Raw genomic sequence first — 18,509 nt, 5'->3', positions numbered from 1 at the left:
ACCGGCCTCCACCGCGCCGTGACGGGTCAGTCGTTGATGCAGACGTTGCCGAACGCGGGGTTCAGCAGGGCGATGATGTTCACGGTGTTGCCGCAGATGTTGATCGGCACGTGCACCGGAATCTGGACGACGTTGCCGGAGAGAACGCCCGGGGAGCCCACCGCGGCACCGTTGGCCTCCGCGTCGGCGGCCGCCGGAGCGGCGGCACCGACCGCCATGAACAGACCGGCAACGGCCACAGCCGCCTTCTTGCACTTCATTTATCGGCTTCCTTTCCACAGCGGAAGTCTTGCCACGGATTTCGTGACCCACGAGCCCGGAGGCCCGGCTGCCGCCGCAAATACCACAACGAATAGGCAACCGAAAAGACACCGCTCAAACAGTCGCCGGTTCGGAATCACTCGAACGCCAACCGGCCGACACCGGACGGGACTACGGGGGCTGCTCCGGGTGCGGCACGGGCGCGGCGGACCTGTCGCGGGGGTCGCGCGGCGGCGGAATCAGCGCCGGGGCCAGACCGGGCGGCGCACCAGGACGTCCCACTCGGGGTCCCGTGCACCGGGGACGACCCGCCCCTGCGCCCGCCATTCCCGGGCGAGCGCCGCGAAGACGGGGGCCGCCTCGGAGGCGCCGCGTGGTGAGGCGGCCGGGGTGGCGGCGCGGCCGTACCCGGCCTGCGGAGCGAGCGGCACCCGCTCCCACTTCCCGGCGCCTGAAGCCATGCCCACCCTTCCGTTCACCGTGCGTGGCGAGGCCCTCGCATCATGTCACAGCGGTCCGCCGGACACGGGGGATGTCGGGGAACCGCCGGCGCGGGGACGCGGAGGCGCCGTGGTGGGGCCGTGGGGGGCGTGGGGGTGCCCCGAGGAGGTGACCCGCCGCGGCCCCGCCCCACCCACCGGCGTCGGGTGCCCCACCCGTCACCCCGGCCGCCTCACGGCCGTACGGCGGGAGGCGGGGTCCGGCCGGGTGGTGACGGCCGGCGGCCTGCAGCTCACGGGTACACCGGTGGTGGGGGTCCGTGCCCTGCGCGTACCAGCGGCGAGCGGGCGCGGACCCCGCGTGCCCCCGCCGCCGGCCGGCCGCACACGAGTGAGCACCGGGGGCGGGTGGCCACCGGTGCTCGAGGGCGACGGCTGCGTGCGAAGGGCGGTTCCCGGGCCGGAGGGGAAGGGCCCGGGAACCGCGCGGTCGGGGTGGGTCACCCACCCGTGGTGGGGCCGCCGCTGCCGAAGCCGCCGCTGGGCGCGCCGCCCCACTTGCGGTCGTTCTCCGTCTGCGGGGACGTGTCCGGTTCGGTGTTGCTGCGCCCCAGCTCGTAGGGCATCAGCCGGTCCTCGCTCTGCGGCACCTCGGAGGGCCTGCGGTGGCCCTCCACCTCGCCCGGCAGTCCGGCGTCGGCAGGCCGGTGCGGCTGCTCGTCCGGGGTCGGGGGCGCCGGCTCCCTCAGCATGATGCGGCGCCCCAGCAGGAACGCGCCGATGAGGAAGCAGACGACGAGGATGCCCGCCACCAGAGGGCCGATCCCCACGATGTGGTCCTTCGCGGCCAATTCCGCGCCGTGCGTCAGGGAAGCGTTCATGGATTGCGGGTACCCCGCCCCCGGCGAACCAGACACGTGTTTACTCGGCCACCCCCGGGGGCGGTCTGACCGGGGCCTATTGTCATTAGTATTCTGAGCCTTTTTTCGTTGATTGAGCTCTTCGGGTGACCTCCCGCAACCTAAACAGCGCGGCGCTGTTGGGCAGAGCGGCCCGGAACCGGGTCTCTCGACGAGAAGGATCACGCAATGATCAAGAAGGCTCTGGCTACGGCCGGCGTCGCCGCGGCCGTCCTCGGTGCCGGCGCGCCGATGGCCGCCGCCGTCGGCGACCACGGCGTTGACACCCAGAATGGCAACTTCGCCTCGCAGACGTACGGCAACACCACGACCGGTGGGTACATGAGCCCGCAGATCGGGCTCATCCAGGGCTCGTTCAACAAGCCGTGCGTGGGCCTGCCGGTCCAGGCGGACATCCAGAACATCGTGGCCCTGGTCAACGTGGGCGTTCAGGACATCCTCAACGACACGCAGAACCAGCAGTGCGCGGAGAACTCCACCGCGGTCAAGGGTGACAGCGCCCTGTCGCACATCCTGGAGAACGTCCTCTCCGAGAACGGTGCCGCCTCCGTCGACTGACGGCGCGCAGCGACCGGCCCGCGCGGATGAAGCGCCCGCGCGGGCCGGCCCCTCGTGGCCGCTCCGCGGCCGTTGCTCCACTTTTCAACCATGTGCCCCACCTGCGGGTGCGGCTGGACGACCCGGACGCCGGGTCTTTCGAGAGAAGGATCGACATGATCAAGAAGGTTCTGGCTGGCGCCGGTGTCGCAGCGGCCGTCCTGGGTGCGGGCGCGCCGATGGCCGCCGCCGTGGGCGACCACGGTGTGGACACGCAGAACGGCAACTTCTCCAAGCAGACGTACGGGAACACCGTCACCGGTGGGTACATGAGCCCGCAGGTGGGCCTCATCCAGGGCACCCTGAACAAGCCCTGCTTCGGCATCCCGATCGAGGCGGACATCCAGAACATCGTGGCCCTGGTCAACGTGGGCGTTCAGGACATCCTCAACGACACGCAGAACCAGCAGTGCGTGGAGAACTCCACCGCGGTCAAGGGTGACAGCGCCCTGTCGCACATCCTGGAGAACGTCATCTCCGAGAACGGTTCCGTGGCCGTCGACTGAGGTCGTCCACGCCGCTGAGCACATGGGCGGGCCCCGCATCCGAATCCACGGGTGCGGGGCCCGCCCACGCGCGTGCCGCCCCCGGCCGCCCCCGGCCGCCCCCGCCGCCCGCGGCCGACCCCCGGAGATGAAACATTCTCCGGGGGTCGCGGCGTCAGTGGGGTGGACGACGACAGCGGTGCGAGGGGGAGGGCATGGACGAGGTCCGCACGGACGAGTTCCTGGAGTTCGCCACCGGACGGTCCGGGCACCTCTTCCGCTCGGCCTGTCTGCTCACCAGCGGCGACACCCACCTCGCCGAGGACCTGGTGCAGGAGACGCTGGGCCGGATGTACGCCCTGTGGGGGCGGACCGGCCTCCTCGGACGGGCGGCGCGGATCGACAACCCCGCCGCGTACGCCCAGACGGTCCTGGTGCGGGCCTTCCTGAGTCACCGGCGGCGCCGGTCGGCCGCCGAGCGTCCCCTCGGCGAACTGCCCGACACCGCGCGGGCCGCCCCGCCCGGGGACGACCCCGCGCTCCGGGTCGCGCTGCTGGACGCGCTGGCCGGGCTGGCGCCGAAGGACCGGGCGGTGGTCGTGCTGCGTTACTGGGAGGACCGCAGCATCGAGGAGACCGCCCAGGTCATGCGGGTCAGCTCCGCCGCCGTGCGCACCCGCTCGGTGCGCGCGCTCGCCCGGCTCCGCGAGCGGCTGGGCGGCGGCATCGCCGAGTACGCCGCACCCTGACCGCGCGCCGTCCGTCGTCCGGACACGCAGACCCCATGGACGGAGTTGGTGGTTCACATGCCCGACGAAGAACACACCTCGCAGTTCGAGGACGATCTCGCCGTCGTCCTGCGCCGCACCGGCGACGGCTTCGCGCCGGGCGGCGGAGACGACCTGGTGGCCGGAGGGGTGCGGCGCGGTCGCCGCCGGGTGGCGCGGCGGCGCGCCGCCGCGGTTGCCGGGAGCGTGCTGACGCTCGCGCTCGTCGGAGCCGGCGGCGCGTACGCGACGGGAGCGCTCGACGGATACCGGGGCGGCACCGACGCGACCGTCGCCGCGCCGCCCACGGCCCCGAGGCCCTCCGTCGTGCCGAAGCCTTCCGCCGCGACCGGCGCGGTCCCCGCCGCGGACGTCCTCGCGACCTTCCGCCGGGTCCTGCCCCCGGGCGGCGAACTGCGGGACGCCGAGTCCCGGGGCACCGCCGACGAGAGGGGCCCGATGGCGGCCGGCGTCTACGACGACGGCCGCGGCGCAGCCGCCGTCGGCATCGGCTTCTTCCGGGTGGACCCGGACGACAAGGGGTTCTCCGAGTGCCCCGACAAGGCGTTCGTCGACTACGACGCCTGCACCGCCGAGGAACTGCCGGGCGGCGCCCGCCTGGTCGTCTTCCAGGGGCACGAGTACCCCGACCGGCGTGAGGAGACGAAGCACTGGCGCGCCACCGTGCTCCACCCGGACGGGCTCGTCACCGACCTCGGCACGTGGAACGCGCCCGCGCAGAAGGGCGCCGCCGTCACGCGCGTCGACCCGCCGTTCACCCCCGCCCAGCTGAAGCGGATCGTCACCCACCCGGCATGGGCGCCCGTGCTGCGCGCCGTCCCGAAGCCGGTCGAGGCCGAGCCCTCCACCGACCCGTCCGACCCCGGGGCCGACGCGGGCGGTTCCTTCGACGGGACGGCCGTACGGCCCACCCTGCTGTCGCTGCTGCCCGAGGGGCTCACCGTCACGGCCGACGGAGGCGACGACGGGTTCGCTCACGCCGTCGTCGACGACGGGGCGGGCCGCAGCCTCGTCCAGGTCAACGCCCAGCCCGACATGGGCGACGTCGCCGGCGAGCTGTTCCCGGCGGGCTCCTACGAGACCCTTCCGGACGGCACCAAGGTCGCCGTGCAGAAGCGGCCCGGCGAGAAGGGCGGCGAGGGCGTCGTCATGTGGACCGTCGACACGCTCCGGCCCGACGGGTACCGCGTCGTCGTCTCGGCGTTCAACGCCGGCGCCCAGCACGAGGCGGCCACCCGCGCCGAACCCGCGCTGTCGACCGCGCAGCTGAAGGCCCTCGCCACCAGCCCGAAGTGGCTGGAGCTGCAGAAGTAGCCACGCGGTGAGCGGTCGGGCCGCGGGGGTCGGGGCCGGGGGCTGGTCTCGCGCCCGGCCCTGACCGGGCGGGCCGGGGCCTCGGGCGGCCCGCCCGGCCGGCTCGCGTCGGGGCCCTCCTGGTCAGGGCGCTCACGGGCTCGTCCTCGGGGCCCGGACGACGGCTGTGGCGGCCCGCCCCGGGCGTCGGGCGCGTCCCCGGGCCCGTCGTGGACCCTTGGCGGTACCGCCCCGGGTGCCACGGTCGGGTCCCTGGCTGATCCGCCCCGGTTCATCCGGTCGGGGCCCCGGCCCGCCCCTGATCCTCGCCGGCGGGGGCCCGCGGGACCGGCTGTGGATCCGGCGCCCCCGCCGCACGGGTGGGGGCCGCAGCCCTGTCACGGCCCTGGTGAGCGGGACCCGTGCCCCGGAAGGCACGGGTCCCGCTCCCGGCTCCTGGTTCGGCCCTGTCCGCCCGCCCCCGTCCCCGCCCAGGCCCAGGCGGGGGCAGGGGCGGTCACTTGGCGTCCGAGTACCGCTCCACCGTCGCCGTCGTGAAGGGGAACCGCACCGGCGTGTCCCCGAAGGTGATCCGCCCGGCGAGGTCGCCGGCCTCGCGGATCGCCCCCGCGACCACGTCGGCCTCCTCGGCCGGACAGTGCACGATCACCTCGTCGTGCTGGAAGAAGACCAGCTCCGCGCGCATCCCCGCGGTGGCGCGGCGCAGCGCGGCGAGCATCACCAGCGCCCAGTCGGCTGCGCTGCCCTGCACGACGAAGTTCCGGGTGAACCGGCCACGGGCGCGGGCGTCCGCGCCCGTGCCGCCGGTCGCCCGCTCGTCCTCCTGCGGGATGCCGGCCTCCTCCGCCTCGCCCTCCGCCCCGGCCCGCGGGCTCGTCCGGCCCAGCCAGGTGCGCACCAGCCGGCCCTCCTCGCCCGCCCGTGCCGCGTCGTCGACGTACGCCACCGCGCGCGGATAGCGGCGCCTGAGCGCCGCGAGGTTCTTCAGCCCGTCACCGCTCGTCTGACCGTAGATCGCGCCGAGCAGCGCCAGCTTCGCCTGGTCACGACCGGCCGGGAACGCCCGGTCGGACAGGCGCGTGTACAGGTCGTCGGCGTGACCCGCCACCTCCATCAGGCCCGGGTCGCGGGAGATCGCCGCCAGGACCCGCGGCTCCAGCTGGTCGGCGTCCGCGACGACGAGCCGCCACCCCTCGTCGGCGACGACGGCCTGCCGTATGACCTTCGGGATCTGCAGGGCGCCGCCGCCGTTCGTCGTCCACCGGCCGCTGACCGTGCCGCCCGGCACGTACTCCGGACGGAACCGGCCGTCCCGCACCCAGTCCTGGAGCCAGCTCCAGCCGTGCGCCGTCCAGATCCGGTACAGCTTCTTGTACGCCAGGAGCGGTTCGACCGCCGGGTGGTCGACCTTCGCCAACTCCCAGCGGCGCGTCGACCGCACGCGGATCCCCGCCTCGGCGAAGGCCCTGACCACGTCCGCCGGCAGGTCGGGCCGCACCCGCCGGCCGAACGCCTCCGACACCTCGTCCGCCAGCTCGGCCAGCCGGCGCGGCTCGCCCCCGCCCGCGTACCGCTCGCCGAGCAGGTCCCGCAGGAGCGCGCGGTGGACGTCCGCCCGCCAGGGCAGACCCGCACGGTGCATCTCGACGGCCACCAGGGTGCCGGCGGACTCGGCCGCGGTCAGCAGCCGCATGCGGTCCGGGTGCTCGGCGGCGCCGTGTCTGCGCTCCTGGTCCGCGTACACCTCCAGCAGCGCCGTGAAGGGCAGCTCCGGTCCCGTCGGGCCCGCGTCGAAGAGCGACGACTGCGCGCCCGGCTCGGCGGCGCGCGCCGGCGGGTCGGGCGGCACCGGCCGGTCGTGCAGCCGCGCCCAGGCGGCCGCCGCCGACCGCGGTTCGCCGAGCCGCCCCTCGTGGCCGAGGAGGAGCTGCTCGGCCGCCTCCACGTCGTAGCACCGCTCGACGCGCACGCCCGCCGCGAGGAGCCGCGGATGGAGGCCGGCCGTGGACCGCCACACCCACCGGCCGACCTCCGGCCGCGACCGCACCGCCGCCACCAGGTCCGGTTCGGTGGTGACGGGGCCGGCGGGCAGGCCGTCGCGGTCGAGGGGGACGAGCCTCGCCCCGCCGCCCTCGACCGCGTCCAGCGCCCACCGCTCGTTCACGGGTGCGAGTCTCGCACCCGGCACTGACAATCCCCCGTCCCCGCGCCGCCCGCCCCCGGACACCGCCCGCGCGCCGGTCACGTCGCTGCCTGGTGGGTCACGTCTCCGTGTCGCGCCGCCCGTCTGGGCGGGTCGCGCCGCCCACCCGCAGGTGCCGCGTCGGACGCCGGGCGCGTCGGCGCTCGGACGGCCGGGCGGGTCGTGTTGGGTGCCGTGTCGTCCCGGGCGGGTCAGGCCGCCGCGTGGAAGAGGGCCGCCGCCTCGCCCCGTGAGGCGACGCCCAGCTTCGTCAGGATGTTCGCGACGTGGAACTTCACCGTCGACTCGCTGATGTGCAGCTCCTGCGCGATGGACCGGTTGCGCAGCCCCCGCGCGAGGCGCGTCAGCACCTCCAGTTCCCGCTCGCCGAGGACCGTCAGCGGGTCGGACGCCGGTTCACGAGCGGCCCGCAGCGGGATCGACGCCGTGACCGTGGTCCCCCAGCCGGGGACGGCGTCCACGTCGAGCCGTCCCTGGAGCACCTCCAACCGCTCCACGACGCGCGCGGGGGTCAGGGCGCAGTCCGTCAGCGTGCCCGGCCCGTCGTCCCGCACCGAGGCCCGCAGTTCGTCCGCCGTCAGCTGCCAGCCCACGTGCACGCGGCCCAGTGGTGCCTGCTCCAGGACCGTCAGCAGCACCGCCCGCACCACCGCGCGCGCGGTGTGCGCCACGTCGGCGGCGAGCGACCGCGTCGAGTCGGGCGCGCCGAACTCCAGGCGGACCGGTGTGTGCCGCACCAGCGGGCGCAGCTCCTTGGCGAGCCGGTCGAACGCCCGGTCCGCCTGCTCCTCCGCGATCTCCCGGTCCCGTTCCGCCCGCGCCCGCAGCTCCACCAGCCCGTCCACGGCCAGGTCGGTCGCGGCGGCCCGCGCGGCGGCGTCGTCGAGGCCCCGGCCGCGCAGCACGCCGAGGATGCCGGTCAGCGTCGCGGAGTGCGCCTCGCCCAGCTCCGCCATCACCCGGGCCCTCGCCGCCGCGGCGGCCCGCGAACGGGCCAGCGACCCCGGCACCGCCTCGGTGGCGAACCGGTCGAAGTGACAGGTCACCAGGTCCCACAGCCCCTGCACCACGGCGAGCACGTCGTCGCCGAGCGCAGTCGCCTCATGGCGTACGAGCAGCAGGACCGCGCCCCTCGGTGTCGCGTGGCTGGTGACGGCCAGGACGGGCCACTCGGCGCCGTCCAGGGTCAGCGTGCCCTGCCAGGGCAGGCCGGGGACGCCCGAGGCCAGCAGGGGCGCCAGGTCCGCGTCGGTGACCCGCGGGCCCAGGTCGCCGTGGATCTTGAGCGGTGAGTGCGCGCAGTGCGTGGACAGCTCCGCGGCGGCCCGGTGGGGGACCAGCTCCGCCAGGACCGCGGACAGCCGCGGCAGGATCCGCCCGAGCGGCTGGCGGACGACGTCGTACGCGGCGGTCAACGCGGACACGGCCCCGGTTCCGGTCAGTTCCATGGCCCGAGCCTAGGGGCTGTGCATCTCTTCGGGGCCGGCCTTTCGGCCAGGTGTCACTGGCCGTCCGGCGGGCCCTGGCGGACGGCGGCCGGCGGGAGGGTGGGGCCACCGACACACCGACGACGCTCCAGGGGGAGACGACATGACCGACGACAACGACATGCGGGCCATCGTGTACACCGAGTTCGGGGGGCCGGAGGTGCTGTCGCTCGGCCGGGTGCCCCGGCCGGAGCCGGGACCCGGGGAGATACGCGTCAGGGTGGTCGCGGCCGGCGTCAACCCGCTCGACCACAAGCGCCGCCGGGGCTGGGTGGAGGAGTTCTACCCGACGACCTTCCCCGCGGTGCCGGGGCTGGAGTTCGCCGGCGTCGTCGACGCCCTGGGCGAGGGGGCCGACGGCTTCGCGGTGGGCGACGAGGTGATGGGCTGGACCCGGACCGGCGCGTACGCCGAGTACGCCATCGCCGGGGACGTCGTCGCCAAGCCCGCCGGGCTCCCCTTCGCGGAGGCGGCCGCGCTCCCCGTGGCGGGCGAGACCGCCCGGCGCGTCCTCGCCGAACTCGGGCTGCGCGACGGCGAGACGCTGCTGCTGCACGGCGCGGCCGGCGCCGTCGGACGGATCGCCGTGCAGATGGCCGTGGCGCTCGGCGCGCGGGTGGTCGGCACCGCGTCGCCCGCCAACCACGAGCTGCTGCGCCGGCTCGGCGCCGTGCCCGTCGCGTACGGGGACGGGCTCGCCGACCGCGTACGGGCGGCGGCCCCGCAGGGCGTCGACGCCGTGTTCGACGCGGCCGGACACGGCACGCTCCCCGTCTCCGTCGAACTGCGCGGCGGCACCGCCGACCGGGTCGTCACCATCGCCGCGGCCGACGCCGCCGAGCACGGTGTGCCGTTCTCGGCGGGCGGCACGCCGCCCGAGCAGGTCCGTGCCTGGACCGCCGAGCACGCCCGCCTCGCCGCGGAGGGCCGGCTCGTCCTGCCGGTCGCCGCGACGTTCCCGCTGGCGGACGCGGCCCGGGCCCAGGAGACCAGCGAGGCCGGGCACGCCCGGGGCAAGCTGGTGATCACGCCCTGAGGGGTGCCGCGCCCGGGTGGGGCACCTCCGTGAGCGGGTCGCCCTTGGAGGGGTGTCACGTGCGCGGGCGCCGCGCCCTGAGGCGGGCGTCCCCCGGTGGGCCTACCGGGCCTCCGACGTCGTCACGCCGTGAGCCGGTGCCGGGTCCCGGGGGCGGTACCGCCCTGGCCGGTGCCGGGCCTTCCGAGGCGTCCCGCCCCGACCCGTACCGGGCCACCGGGGGCGTCACGCCGTGAGGCGGCGGACCACTCGGGCCGGGTCGCCGACCGCGAGCACCCCGGCCGGCAGGTCCCGTACGACGACCGACCCGGCGCCGACCACCGTGTCGGCGCCGATCGTCACGCCCGGACAGACGATGACGCCCCCGCCCAGCCAGACGTTGTCGCCGACGGTGACCGGCTCGGCCCGCTCCCAGCCGGCCCGCCGCCGCTCGGTGTCCAGCTCGTGGGTGGGCGTCAGCAGCTGCACGTTCGGGCCGATCCGGACGTCGGCCCCGACGGTGATGGGCGCGCAGTCCAGGAAGACCGCGTTGAAGTCGACGAACGTCCGCGGCCCGATGGTGACGTGGTACCCGAAGTCGCAGTGGAACGGCGGCCGGATCCGCACGCCCTCGCCGACCGCGCCGAGCAGCTCGCCGAGGATCCGGGTCCGCTCCGCCGCGGGCGGTGGCGGCACGGCGTTGTAGGCGGCGCACAGGGCTGCCCGCCGCTCGGTGTCCGCGGCCAGCTCCGGGTCGTCGGGCAGGAACCACTCCCCGGCGACCATCCTCCGCTTGTTCTCGCCCACCGCCCGCCCCCTCCGTGCCACCCGCCGCTGATTGCCGACTGCCGACGCCGAGTGCCGATCGCCGACCGCTGCCGCCGGGGGAGCTCTACCCCACCGCGCGGGCGTACACGTCCAGTGCCGCGCGCGGTGCGCGGCCGAGCAGGCCGCGCAGATGGCCCCCGGCCACCCCGGTGCCGTCCAGGAAGCCGTGGGCGATCGCCGAGTAGGTACCCGTCAGCATCGGCACCTGGAACGGCGCGGCCCCCGAGGCGGCGATCCCGGCGCGGGCGACGGCGAGGGGGCCGCCCGGCTCGTACGTGCCCGACACGGCCGCCGCCAGGTCGGCCCCGCCGAGCGGCACCTCGCCGACCAGCTCGTACACCCGGCCCGCGTGCGCCTCCGGGGCGTCGGCCACGCGGAACGCCGCCTCGGCGAGGTCCGCCCGCGCCACCGCCGCCACGGCACCGTCGCCGAGGGGCGCGGTGATCCGCCCGTCGGCGTCCGGCGCGGCGAGCAGGGCGAGCAGTTCGGCGTACAGGCCGTTGCGGAGCACCGTCCACGCCAGGTTGGACGCCCGCAGCCGCCGTTCGGTCCAGCGGTGGGGGAGGGCGTACGGCAGGTGGTCGCCGTCGCCGGAGAGGCTGGTGTAGACGACGTGGTGCACGCCGGCCCGTTCGGCGGCGTCGATCGCGGCGCCGTGGCGGGCGGTGACGACGTCGTCCTCGCCGTACCCCGCCGAGACGAGCAGCAGGGTCCGTACGCCCGCGAACGCGTCCCGCAGCGACGCCGGGTCGTCGAAGTCCACCCGACGGGCGCCCGGGTCGGCGCCGGGGCGGTCCTCGGGCGAGCGGGTGCCGAGCAGGACGTCCGCGCGGCCCGCCGCGTGCCCGGCGGCGAGCCCGCCGAGGCCGCCCGAGACACCGGTGATCAACAGCATGGGAATGCCCCCCGCTTCCGTGGTCGTGTGCGCTGCGACCATGGTGGGTGTGGTGGCGGCGCGTGCGTAAGGAGGCACTTTCATGTCCGTGGGGCACACGGAGGTAACCGTCGGCGGCCCCGAGCCCGCCGATTCCGCGGAGCCCGCGGAGCCCGCGGAGCTGAGCTGTGCGGAGGACTGCGGGGTGCGCGACGTGCAGGACCGGCTCGGCGACAAGTGGACCGTGCACGTCGTCGTCGAGCTCTCCGGGGGCGTGCGGCGCTTCTCCGAACTCCAGCGGCTCGTCCCGGGGATCTCGCAGCGCATGCTCACCCTGACGCTGCGCCGCCTGGAGCGGGACGGCCTCGTGACGCGGACGGTGTACCCGACCGTGCCGCCGCAGGTCGAGTACGAGCTGACCGCCACCGGACGCGACCTGACGGGGTTGGTCAGGGCGCTGGTGGACTGGTCGCTCGCCCACCGCGGGACCATCGCCGACGCCCGCCGCGCGTACGACGAACGGCGGCGACCGTGACGCCCCGGGCCGCGGGGTCGACCGTCGAGCGGGCCCTCGCCGCCGTCCTGTACGCCGAGGACACCGCCGCCCTCGACACCTCCGCGTCCCTCCTCGCCGCCGACCCCGGCGCCGACGCCGAGCTGGCGCGGCGCGGGGAGGAGCTGCTGCGCCGGGCCTGGGCGCGCGGCTGGCAGCCCGCCGATGTGGAACGCGTGGTCCGCCGGGAGCTGGAGGCGCACCACGTGCGGCTGGCCGGCGGGCTCGTCCGCGCGGAGTCGGCCGGCTACGCGCACCTGCCGCCGAGGTGGCGGGAGCAGTTGGCCGCGCTGGAGGCGGAACCGTGGCGGGCCGATCGGTTCTCGTACGCGACGGCGGTGCTGGAGCTGTACCGGCTGCTCGTCCGGCTCCCCGCCCTCGAACCGGTCGCCCCGCCGCCCGGTACCGCCCCGCTGACGGCACCGGTGGCGGGCGAGGCGCGCATGCCGGCCCGGATCCGGGCCCTGCTGGCCAAGGCGGAGGCGACCGCCTACCCGCAGGAGGCGGAGGCGTTCACCGCGAAGGCGCAGGAGCTGATGGCTCGCCACAGCCTCGACGAGGCGGCCCTCGCGGCCCGTACCCCCACCGGCGACGAGCCGGCCGCGATCCGGATCGGCGTCGACGCGCCGTACGAGACGGCCAAGGCGATCCTGCTCGACGCGGTCGCGTCGGCGAACCGTTGCCGGGCGGTGTGGAACGAGGCGTTCGGCTTCTCGACCGTCGTCGGCTTCGCACCCGACCTGGAGTCGGTGGAGCTGCTGTACACCTCGCTGCTCGTGCAGGGGACGGGGGCGATGGTGAAGGCGGAGGCGGAACAGCGGACGGGCGGCCGCAAGCGTACGAAGACGTTCCGCCAGTCGTTCCTGCTGGCGTACGCGCACCGGCTCGGCGACCGGCTCGCCTCCACCTCCCGCCGGGTCACGGCCGCGGAACCGACCCTGCTGCCGGTCCTGGCGGCCCGGGACGTGGCGGTCACGGCCCGGGCGGACCGCATGTTCCCCGAGACGACGACGACCCGGGTCCGCGGTGCCACGGACCGGGCCGGCTGGGACCACGGGACCGCCGCGGCGGACCGGGCCGACACGGGCCGCGCGGCACCCTGACGGACCGCGCGGCACGGGTACGCCGCCACGGTCGCGGGGGGCCGGACGGCCGCAGGGGCCTGACGGCCAGGGTCCAGGCCCGGCGCTGATGGCCGCGACCGCCGCCGACGGCAACAGCCGCCCCCCGCCGACGACCGCGACCGCCCGCGTCGGCCGCGGCCCGCCCCCGACCGTCGCGGCCGTCACGCGTCCGCGACGGCCGTCCGGCCGCCCGTTACGACTGCGGCGGGAGGGACGGGAACGACGGGATGGACGGGAGGTTGGAGGGCAGGACGCCCGCGGCCGGCTTGCTCAGGGTGTCCGTGCGGCCGGAGTCCCACGCGACGACCAGCTGCGTGCCGTCGGCGGACCGTACGGTGCCCGACGTGCGGGTGGTGTCGCCGTCCTTGCAGGTGAGGGCCAGCGTCAGCGCGGCCCCCTCCTTGGCGGTGCCCTGGCACACGTGGGCCTCGCTGATGACGACGGCCTGGCCGCCCTTGCTCACCGTCAGCGTGACGGGCTTGCCGTCGGTGGCGCCCACCCACGCGCCCTCCGCGGCGGCGAGGGACACGCCCTGCGCGGCCGCGCCCGTCGGGGCGGCGGCGGTCGGCGCGGCGGAGGCGCCCCCGTCCTTGCCGCCGTCCCCGTCGTCCGAGCCGCAGGCCGTCAGCGCCAGGGCCGCGGCCAGCGCCGTCGCGGCCGCCGCGCCGTTCCGTACGAGCTTGTGCACGATCAACTCCCCCATGTCGGTTGGCAAGACCGCGCCAAGCTACCAGCCGCCCCTACCAGGAAGCCTTGCGCACACCGGGCAGGAACCCGGCGTGCGCCTGCTCCCGGAGGCGCACCCGTGACAGGCCGAACTTCCGCAGGTGGCCGCGGGGACGGCCGTCCACGCCGTCCCGGTTGCGGACGCGGGTCGCACTGGCGTCGCGCGGCTGGCGGCGCAGTTCCGCCTGGGCGGCGAGCCGCTCGGCCTCCGGGGTGCCGGGCCGCCGGATGACCTCCTTCAGCTCGGCACGGCGGGCCGCGTACCGCTCGACGACGGCCTTGCGCCGCTCGTTGCGCGCGATCTTGCTCTTCTTCGCCATCAGACCTTCACCCCGCGGGCGCGGATGCGGGCCACGGCGGCCTCGATCCCGATGGTGTCGACGGTCTTGATGGCGCGGGCGGACAGGGTGAGCCGGACGTACCGGCCCTCGCTCGGCAACCAGTAGCGCTTGCGCTGGACGTTGGGGTCGAAGCGCCGGGACGTACGCCGGTGCGAGTGGGAGATGCGGTTGCCGAAGCCCGGCTGTGCGCCGGTCAGCTGGCAGTGGGCGGACAAGGGTGACCTACCTCTCTCGGAGCCTACTTGGTAATGGAAACCATTTCCATCTACTCTACCCCCATGGCCCGCAACGAACTCCGCCCGGTCGTCAAGCTCCGGTCCACCGCCGGGACCGGCTACACCTACGTGACCCGCAAGAACCGCCGCAACGACCCCGACCGCCTGACCCTGCGCAAGTACGACCCGGTCGTCGGCCGGCACGTCGACTTCCGAGAGGAGCGCTGAGCACCGTGAAGCCCGGCATCCACCCCCCGTACGAGCCCGTCGTCTTCCGTGACAAGGCGGGCGGCTTCGCCTTCCTCACCCGGTCCACCGCCACCAGTGACAAGACGGTCGAATGGGAGGACGGCAACACCTATCCCGTCATCGACGTCGAGATCTCCTCCGCGAGCCACCCCTTCCACACCGGCCAGGCGCGCGTCCTGGACACCGCGGGGCGCGTGGAGAAGTTCCGGCAGCGGTACGGCTCCCAGGCCCGGCGCGAGGCGCGCTGATGCTCTCCGTCGCCCTCGTCGGCGGACTGCACGCCGAAGCCCGCACCGCCGCGGTCGAGCGGCTGCTCGCCACCGTGCCCGGCAGCGTGGCACTCCACCACGACCTGACCGCCGCCGCCGAGAAGGGCACGGTCGTCCGTACCGTCCGCGACGCGACCGGCCTCCTGTCGACGGACGAGACGCCGCTGGTCGACGACTGCGCGTGCTGCGCCCTGCGCGAGGACCTGGTGCCCGAGCTGGAGCGGCTGGCGGACGCCGGACTGACGCGGCTCGCGGTGGTCGAGCTGTGGGACTCGGTCGAGCCCAAGGCGATGGCCGAGGTCGTCACGGCGGCCGGGCTGACGGTCGGCTCGGTGATCACGGCCGTCGACACGGCTCTGCTGCTGCCCTGCCTGGGCAACGGCGACGACCTGGCCGACGCCGGGCTGGCGGCGGCGCCCACGGACCGGCGCACTGTCGCGGACACGTGGGCGCGCCAGCTGGAGTACGCGCCCGTGCTCGCCGTCGTCGACGGCCCCGAGGCCGACGACGAGGACCGCGCGCTGCTCGCCCAGCTCCACCCGACCGCGCTGCGGGTGCCGCTGCCGGACGGTGACCTGGCCGCCGCCGCGCTGGCGGGCTTCGACGTCGAGGCGGCCGCGGCCGCCCAGCACCCGGCGTGCGCCCTGCTGCCGCAGGACGCGGACGCGCACGGGGTCACCACGTACGTCTGGCACCGCCGCCGGCCGTTCCACCCGGAGCGGCTGTACGCGGCGCTGGAGGACCTCTGCTGCGCCGCCGCCCGCAGCCGCGGCCGGTTCTGGCTCGCCGACCGGCCCGACACCCTGCTCGCCTGGGACGCGGCGGGCGGCGCCCTGTGCGTCGAGCCCTCCGGGCCGTGGCTGGCGTCGCTGCCGGACGCCGCCTGGGAGATGGTCCCGCCCGTGCGCCGGGCCGCGGCGGCGCTGGACTGGGACCCCGAGCACGGGGACCGGTGCCAGCACCTGGTCTTCACCTCGCCCGGCCTCGACCGCGAGGGGCTCACCGAGCTCCTCGACTCCTGCCTGCTCACCGACGCGGAGTACGCCGCGGGCCGCGCGGCCTGGCAGCGGCTCCCGTCCGGCTTCGACACCCTCCTGGAGGTCTGACCCATGCCGCCCCGCCGCCCGGCCGACCGCAAGCCCGCGAGGTCCCGCCCCAATCCCCTGGACCGCGACGGCATCACGTACATCGACTACAAGGACACCGACCTGCTGCGGAAGTTCATCTCCGACCGCGGCAAGATCCGCAGCCGGCGGGTGACGCGCGTGTCGGCGCAGCAGCAGCGGCAGCTCGCCCGCGCGATCAAGAACGCGCGGGAGATGGCGCTGCTGCCGTACTCCTCGTCCGCCCGCTGAGGCCGTCCGCACCGAGACGGTCACCCCGCTGAAGCCGTCGCCGCCTGCGCGGCGCGCCCGCCGGAAGCCGCCCGCCCGGCCGCCGGTCCGGTGCCTTCGCGCCGTCGGACGACGAAAAGGAGGCCCTTTCCCGTGCCCGAGGCACGGGGAGGGCCTCCTTTTCCGTATCCCTACGAACGGAAGGGAGCCCGGGAGGCCGTTCTCGCGTCTCCGTAGTCGGAGGAACACCCCCCGTGCACGTGCATCTGCTCATGCATCCGTGAGCTGAACGCAGCTATGATCCGGATAGTTGACACCTGCAACATCACTCACTCATGTAACTCATGTGACTCGGGGAGCGTCCTGTGCACCACGTGTTGAACGTGTACAACGGCATGGCGGCCACAGAGCTTCACGGGGTCGTCTGGCAGAAGAGCCGCCACAGCAACTCGCAGGGTTCCTGCGTGGAATTCGCCAAACTGCCCGGCGGAAATGTGGCGGTGCGCAACTCCCGTCACCCCGACGGTCCGGCCCTGGTCTACACGCCGGCGGAGATCGAGGCGCTGCTGCTCGGCGTGAAGGACGGGGAATTCGACCACCTCGTCGGTGGCTGAGGAGCGGGACGCCCGCACGCGGCACGGAGGGAACGGACCGCAGGGACGGTACCGGCGGCACGGACGGCACGGACGGAACGGGCGAAGGGGCCCCGCCGAGCGGAGCCCCTTCCCATCGGCGACGAGTCCCCCGTGGCCTCGGCCGACGCCCATCCCGGGTGCCGTTCCCTCACGCCCCGTCCGTGAGGCGGAACAGCGCCCAGACGACCTTCCCGTGCAGGGCCCCCGCCAGCGGGTGCCACCCCCAGCTGTCGCTGAACGACTCGACCAGGAACAGCCCGCGGCCCGACTCCGCCGAGAAGTCCTCGCCCGACGACCGGGTCGCGGGCGTGTCCGGGCTGGGGTCGCGGACCGCGCAGACCAGTCGTCCCGCCCAGCGCATCAGGTGCAGCCGGACGGGCGGGTCGAGCGGGTGCTCGCGCGGGGTGTCGGCGGGCAGCGCGTGCCGCAGGGCGTTCGTGACGAGCTCCGAGACGACGAGCGCGACGTCGTCGAACCGGTCGCTCAGGTTCCACTGCGACAGCGTGGTGTTGGTGAACTGCCGGGCCCCGCGCACCGCTTCGTACCGCGCCGGCAGGGCGCAGGAGGCGGAACTCGACACGGACGCGGCGTCGATCGGTGGAAGCCCCTGCCTCAACGGCTCGAGCATGGTCGATCCATTCGTCCCCATGCGAGGCACTCCCCGGATTCGCGGCTGTGGTGCTACAACACGAACGACTACGCAGGTGCGCGAGGTCCATGGTTCCGAAAGGGAGGGTGTGATGCAAGGGCAGATGCACGTGCACGTGCCCGACCTGTCCGGCCCCGTGATGGTTCTTGGCCATATCTTCCCCGGGCCGTGTGGACGGCCGTGGCCGAACCGTTCGCCAATCTGTAATCGTTCGAGTACGGGGTGAAGCGTTTTGGTGGCAGAATCCGCTTCTTCGGGGCTCGGGGGTGCTCCGTCGTACACATCAGCGATGGGGAGGGTTGGAGACGTGACCGCGACAGAATCCGGCGGTTCCGTGGTGCGACGCATCCTGCTGGGCTCACAGCTGAGGAGGCTGCGCGAGTCGCGCGGCATCACCCGCGAGGCCGCCGGCTACTCGATCAGGGCGTCGGAATCCAAGATCAGCCGGCTGGAGTTGGGCAGGGTGAGCTTCAAGGCGAGGGACGTGGAGGACCTCCTCACGCTCTACGGCGTCACCGACGAGACGGAGCGCGCGGCGCTCCTGGGGCTGGTGCGCGAGGCCAACCTCGCGGGCTGGTGGCACAGTTACGGCGACGTGCTGCCCGGGTGGTTCCAGACGTACATCGGCCTCGAAGGCGCCGCGTCGCTCATCCGCATCTACGAGGTGCAGTTCATCCACGGGCTGCTCCAGACCGAGGCGTACGCGCACGCCGTCGTCGCCCGCGGCATGCGCGGCGCGCCGGAAGCCGAGATCGACCGCCGCGTCGCCCTGCGCCTGGAGCGGCAGAAGGTCCTCGTCTCGGAGCGCGCGCCGCGATTTCACGCCGTTCTCGACGAGGCCGCGCTGCGCCGCCCCTACGGCGACCGCGCCGTCATGCGCGACCAGCTGAAGCACCTGATCGAGATGTCCGAGCGCCCCAACATCACGCTCCAGGTCATGCCCTTCAGCTTCGGTGGCCACGCCGGCGAGAGCGGTGCCTTCACCATGCTGCGGTTCCCCGAGTCGGACCTCTCCGACATCGTCTACCTGGAGCAGATGACGGGCGCGCTGTACATCGACAAGCGCGAGGAGGTCGGGCAGTACGAGCGGGCCATGGAGCGGCTCCACGCGGACAGCCCCGGCCCCGAGGAGAGTCGGGATCTGCTCAGGGGACTACTCCAACTCATCTAGTACGCCCGTAGGATGACGTCCCGTCACAAGC

General features: G+C 74.8%; 24 protein-coding genes. 13 read left to right on the top strand and 11 right to left on the bottom strand.

Annotation, left to right across the window (positions count from 1 at the left end; translation table 11 throughout):
- Positions 1 to 26 precede the first annotated feature (26 nt).
- The 3 genes from ACF053_RS09210 to ACF053_RS09200 all read right to left on the bottom strand — a co-directional run bounded on the left by ACF053_RS09210 (position 27) and on the right by ACF053_RS09200 (position 1,582).
- On the bottom strand, positions 27 to 260 hold the full coding sequence (locus ACF053_RS09210) for a chaplin (RefSeq protein ID WP_391953294.1): 234 nt from the start codon (positions 258 to 260) through the stop codon (positions 27 to 29).
- 240 nt (positions 261 to 500) lie between these two features.
- Positions 501 to 722 carry a hypothetical protein gene (locus tag ACF053_RS09205; protein ID WP_391953293.1) on the bottom strand — a complete coding sequence of 74 codons (222 nt, stop codon included), beginning with the start codon at positions 720 to 722 and terminating at the stop codon, positions 501 to 503.
- A gap of 479 nt (positions 723 to 1,201) precedes the next feature.
- Positions 1,202 to 1,582: a DUF6479 family protein gene (locus ACF053_RS09200; protein ID WP_391953292.1), complete on the bottom strand. Its 381-nt coding sequence runs from the start codon at positions 1,580 to 1,582 to the stop codon at positions 1,202 to 1,204.
- 207 nt (positions 1,583 to 1,789) lie between these two features.
- Between ACF053_RS09200 and ACF053_RS09195 the strand changes: the two genes are divergently transcribed.
- The 4 genes from ACF053_RS09195 (at position 1,790) to ACF053_RS09180 (ending at position 4,805) form a co-directional block, all read left to right on the top strand.
- Positions 1,790 to 2,179 carry a rodlin gene (locus ACF053_RS09195; protein WP_391953291.1) on the top strand — a complete coding sequence of 130 codons (390 nt, stop codon included), beginning with the start codon at positions 1,790 to 1,792 and terminating at the stop codon, positions 2,177 to 2,179.
- A 155-nt stretch (positions 2,180 to 2,334) separates the two neighbouring features.
- A complete protein-coding gene (locus ACF053_RS09190) occupies positions 2,335 to 2,724 on the top strand; it encodes a rodlin (protein WP_391953290.1) in 390 nt (129 codons plus the stop codon).
- A 194-nt stretch (positions 2,725 to 2,918) separates the two neighbouring features.
- Positions 2,919 to 3,452: a SigE family RNA polymerase sigma factor gene (locus ACF053_RS09185; RefSeq protein WP_391953289.1), complete on the top strand. Its 534-nt coding sequence runs from the start codon at positions 2,919 to 2,921 to the stop codon at positions 3,450 to 3,452.
- A 57-nt stretch (positions 3,453 to 3,509) separates the two neighbouring features.
- The gene (locus tag ACF053_RS09180) at positions 3,510 to 4,805 is read left to right on the top strand and encodes a hypothetical protein (protein ID WP_391953288.1); all 1,296 of its coding nucleotides are present in this window, start codon (positions 3,510 to 3,512) and stop codon (positions 4,803 to 4,805) included.
- 496 nt (positions 4,806 to 5,301) lie between these two features.
- Here ACF053_RS09180 and ACF053_RS09175 read toward each other — a convergent pair whose 3' ends face one another.
- Both ACF053_RS09175 and ACF053_RS09170 read right to left on the bottom strand, forming a co-directional pair.
- Positions 5,302 to 6,969: a bifunctional 3'-5' exonuclease/DNA polymerase gene (locus ACF053_RS09175; protein WP_391953287.1), complete on the bottom strand. Its 1,668-nt coding sequence runs from the start codon at positions 6,967 to 6,969 to the stop codon at positions 5,302 to 5,304.
- Positions 6,970 to 7,199: 230 nt separating this feature from the next.
- On the bottom strand, positions 7,200 to 8,456 hold the full coding sequence (locus tag ACF053_RS09170; protein ID WP_391953286.1) for a LuxR C-terminal-related transcriptional regulator: 1,257 nt from the start codon (positions 8,454 to 8,456) through the stop codon (positions 7,200 to 7,202).
- A gap of 160 nt (positions 8,457 to 8,616) precedes the next feature.
- Between ACF053_RS09170 and ACF053_RS09165 the strand changes: the two genes are divergently transcribed.
- On the top strand, positions 8,617 to 9,531 hold the full coding sequence (locus ACF053_RS09165) for an NADP-dependent oxidoreductase (protein WP_391953685.1): 915 nt from the start codon (positions 8,617 to 8,619) through the stop codon (positions 9,529 to 9,531).
- A gap of 225 nt (positions 9,532 to 9,756) precedes the next feature.
- On the opposite strand, the gene ACF053_RS09160 is transcribed toward ACF053_RS09165, so the two are convergent.
- Complete coding sequence (locus ACF053_RS09160; RefSeq protein ID WP_391953285.1) at positions 9,757 to 10,317, bottom strand: sugar O-acetyltransferase; 561 nt, start codon at positions 10,315 to 10,317, stop codon at positions 9,757 to 9,759.
- Between the two features lie 85 nt (positions 10,318 to 10,402).
- Positions 10,403 to 11,233 carry an NAD(P)H-binding protein gene (locus tag ACF053_RS09155; RefSeq protein WP_391953284.1) on the bottom strand — a complete coding sequence of 277 codons (831 nt, stop codon included), beginning with the start codon at positions 11,231 to 11,233 and terminating at the stop codon, positions 10,403 to 10,405.
- A gap of 82 nt (positions 11,234 to 11,315) precedes the next feature.
- Between ACF053_RS09155 and ACF053_RS09150 the strand changes: the two genes are divergently transcribed.
- Together ACF053_RS09150 and ACF053_RS09145 are read left to right on the top strand one after the other, a co-directional pair.
- Positions 11,316 to 11,747, top strand: coding sequence for a winged helix-turn-helix transcriptional regulator (locus ACF053_RS09150; protein WP_391953283.1), 432 nt, complete (start codon positions 11,316 to 11,318; stop codon positions 11,745 to 11,747).
- Positions 11,744 to 12,868, top strand: coding sequence for a DUF2786 domain-containing protein (locus ACF053_RS09145; RefSeq protein ID WP_391953282.1), 1,125 nt, complete (start codon positions 11,744 to 11,746; stop codon positions 12,866 to 12,868). Before ACF053_RS09150 ends, ACF053_RS09145 begins: the two co-directional genes overlap by 4 nt.
- A gap of 214 nt (positions 12,869 to 13,082) precedes the next feature.
- Here ACF053_RS09145 and ACF053_RS09140 read toward each other — a convergent pair whose 3' ends face one another.
- Genes ACF053_RS09140 through rpmB form a run of 3 tightly spaced genes read right to left on the bottom strand, consistent with a single transcriptional unit; the run spans position 13,083 to position 14,171 of the window.
- On the bottom strand, positions 13,083 to 13,604 hold the full coding sequence (locus ACF053_RS09140; RefSeq protein WP_391953281.1) for a hypothetical protein: 522 nt from the start codon (positions 13,602 to 13,604) through the stop codon (positions 13,083 to 13,085).
- 25 nt (positions 13,605 to 13,629) lie between these two features.
- Positions 13,630 to 13,935 (bottom strand): 30S ribosomal protein S14, encoded by a 306-nt coding sequence (gene rpsN / locus ACF053_RS09135; RefSeq protein WP_058940897.1) that lies wholly within the window; start codon positions 13,933 to 13,935, stop codon positions 13,630 to 13,632.
- On the bottom strand, positions 13,935 to 14,171 hold the full coding sequence (rpmB, locus tag ACF053_RS09130; RefSeq protein WP_228979558.1) for a 50S ribosomal protein L28: 237 nt from the start codon (positions 14,169 to 14,171) through the stop codon (positions 13,935 to 13,937). The genes rpsN and rpmB overlap by 1 nt, the downstream gene beginning before the upstream one ends.
- Before the next feature lie 63 nt (positions 14,172 to 14,234).
- On the opposite strand from rpmB, the gene rpmG reads away from it, so the two are divergent.
- The 5 genes from rpmG (at position 14,235) to ACF053_RS09105 (ending at position 16,637) form a co-directional block, all read left to right on the top strand.
- Complete coding sequence (gene rpmG, locus ACF053_RS09125) at positions 14,235 to 14,399, top strand: 50S ribosomal protein L33 (RefSeq protein ID WP_391953280.1); 165 nt, start codon at positions 14,235 to 14,237, stop codon at positions 14,397 to 14,399.
- Between the two features lie 5 nt (positions 14,400 to 14,404).
- A complete protein-coding gene (locus tag ACF053_RS09120) occupies positions 14,405 to 14,668 on the top strand; it encodes a type B 50S ribosomal protein L31 (RefSeq protein ID WP_391953279.1) in 264 nt (87 codons plus the stop codon).
- On the top strand, positions 14,668 to 15,795 hold the full coding sequence (locus ACF053_RS09115; protein WP_391953278.1) for a CobW family GTP-binding protein: 1,128 nt from the start codon (positions 14,668 to 14,670) through the stop codon (positions 15,793 to 15,795). Before ACF053_RS09120 ends, ACF053_RS09115 begins: the two co-directional genes overlap by 1 nt.
- Before the next feature lie 3 nt (positions 15,796 to 15,798).
- Entirely contained in the window at positions 15,799 to 16,044 is a 246-nt protein-coding gene (rpsR, locus tag ACF053_RS09110; protein ID WP_391953277.1) for a 30S ribosomal protein S18, read from the top strand.
- A gap of 344 nt (positions 16,045 to 16,388) precedes the next feature.
- Entirely contained in the window at positions 16,389 to 16,637 is a 249-nt protein-coding gene (locus tag ACF053_RS09105; protein WP_058940902.1) for a DUF397 domain-containing protein, read from the top strand.
- Positions 16,638 to 16,806: 169 nt separating this feature from the next.
- On the opposite strand, the gene ACF053_RS09100 is transcribed toward ACF053_RS09105, so the two are convergent.
- Positions 16,807 to 17,307 carry an ATP-binding protein gene (locus ACF053_RS09100; RefSeq protein WP_391953276.1) on the bottom strand — a complete coding sequence of 167 codons (501 nt, stop codon included), beginning with the start codon at positions 17,305 to 17,307 and terminating at the stop codon, positions 16,807 to 16,809.
- Positions 17,308 to 17,596: 289 nt separating this feature from the next.
- On the opposite strand from ACF053_RS09100, the gene ACF053_RS09095 reads away from it, so the two are divergent.
- Positions 17,597 to 18,478 (top strand): helix-turn-helix domain-containing protein, encoded by an 882-nt coding sequence (locus tag ACF053_RS09095; RefSeq protein ID WP_391953275.1) that lies wholly within the window; start codon positions 17,597 to 17,599, stop codon positions 18,476 to 18,478.
- Positions 18,479 to 18,509 lie beyond the last annotated feature (31 nt).

The sequence above is a fragment of the Streptomyces kanasensis genome (genome assembly GCF_043077165.1).
GTDB classification, from domain to species: domain Bacteria; phylum Actinomycetota; class Actinomycetes; order Streptomycetales; family Streptomycetaceae; genus Streptomyces; species Streptomyces changanensis.
The sequence above is the reverse complement of the archived record's forward strand: the minus strand, read 5'-3'. Positions and strand labels throughout refer to the sequence as shown.

What these genes read in the sequence shown, in the direction of transcription:
- ACF053_RS09210 (WP_391953294.1), bottom strand. Translation starts at nt 260, where the DNA reads ATGAAGTGCAAGAAGGCGGCTGTGGCCGTTGCCGGTCTGTTCATGGCG.
- ACF053_RS09205 (WP_391953293.1), bottom strand. Translation starts at nt 722, where the DNA reads ATGGCTTCAGGCGCCGGGAAGTGGGAGCGGGTGCCGCTCGCTCCGCAG.
- ACF053_RS09200 (WP_391953292.1), bottom strand. Translation starts at nt 1,582, where the DNA reads ATGAACGCTTCCCTGACGCACGGCGCGGAATTGGCCGCGAAGGACCAC.
- ACF053_RS09195 (WP_391953291.1), top strand. Translation starts at nt 1,790, where the DNA reads ATGATCAAGAAGGCTCTGGCTACGGCCGGCGTCGCCGCGGCCGTCCTC.
- ACF053_RS09190 (WP_391953290.1), top strand. Translation starts at nt 2,335, where the DNA reads ATGATCAAGAAGGTTCTGGCTGGCGCCGGTGTCGCAGCGGCCGTCCTG.
- ACF053_RS09185 (WP_391953289.1), top strand. Translation starts at nt 2,919, where the DNA reads ATGGACGAGGTCCGCACGGACGAGTTCCTGGAGTTCGCCACCGGACGG.
- ACF053_RS09180 (WP_391953288.1), top strand. Translation starts at nt 3,510, where the DNA reads ATGCCCGACGAAGAACACACCTCGCAGTTCGAGGACGATCTCGCCGTC.
- ACF053_RS09170 (WP_391953286.1), bottom strand. Translation starts at nt 8,456, where the DNA reads ATGGAACTGACCGGAACCGGGGCCGTGTCCGCGTTGACCGCCGCGTAC.
- ACF053_RS09165 (WP_391953685.1), top strand. Translation starts at nt 8,617, where the DNA reads ATGCGGGCCATCGTGTACACCGAGTTCGGGGGGCCGGAGGTGCTGTCG.
- ACF053_RS09155 (WP_391953284.1), bottom strand. Translation starts at nt 11,233, where the DNA reads ATGCTGTTGATCACCGGTGTCTCGGGCGGCCTCGGCGGGCTCGCCGCC.
- ACF053_RS09150 (WP_391953283.1), top strand. Translation starts at nt 11,316, where the DNA reads ATGTCCGTGGGGCACACGGAGGTAACCGTCGGCGGCCCCGAGCCCGCC.
- rpsN (WP_058940897.1), bottom strand. Translation starts at nt 13,935, where the DNA reads ATGGCGAAGAAGAGCAAGATCGCGCGCAACGAGCGGCGCAAGGCCGTC.
- rpmG (WP_391953280.1), top strand. Translation starts at nt 14,235, where the DNA reads ATGGCCCGCAACGAACTCCGCCCGGTCGTCAAGCTCCGGTCCACCGCC.
- ACF053_RS09115 (WP_391953278.1), top strand. Translation starts at nt 14,668, where the DNA reads ATGCTCTCCGTCGCCCTCGTCGGCGGACTGCACGCCGAAGCCCGCACC.
- rpsR (WP_391953277.1), top strand. Translation starts at nt 15,799, where the DNA reads ATGCCGCCCCGCCGCCCGGCCGACCGCAAGCCCGCGAGGTCCCGCCCC.
- ACF053_RS09100 (WP_391953276.1), bottom strand. Translation starts at nt 17,307, where the DNA reads ATGGGGACGAATGGATCGACCATGCTCGAGCCGTTGAGGCAGGGGCTT.
- ACF053_RS09095 (WP_391953275.1), top strand. Translation starts at nt 17,597, where the DNA reads ATGGGGAGGGTTGGAGACGTGACCGCGACAGAATCCGGCGGTTCCGTG.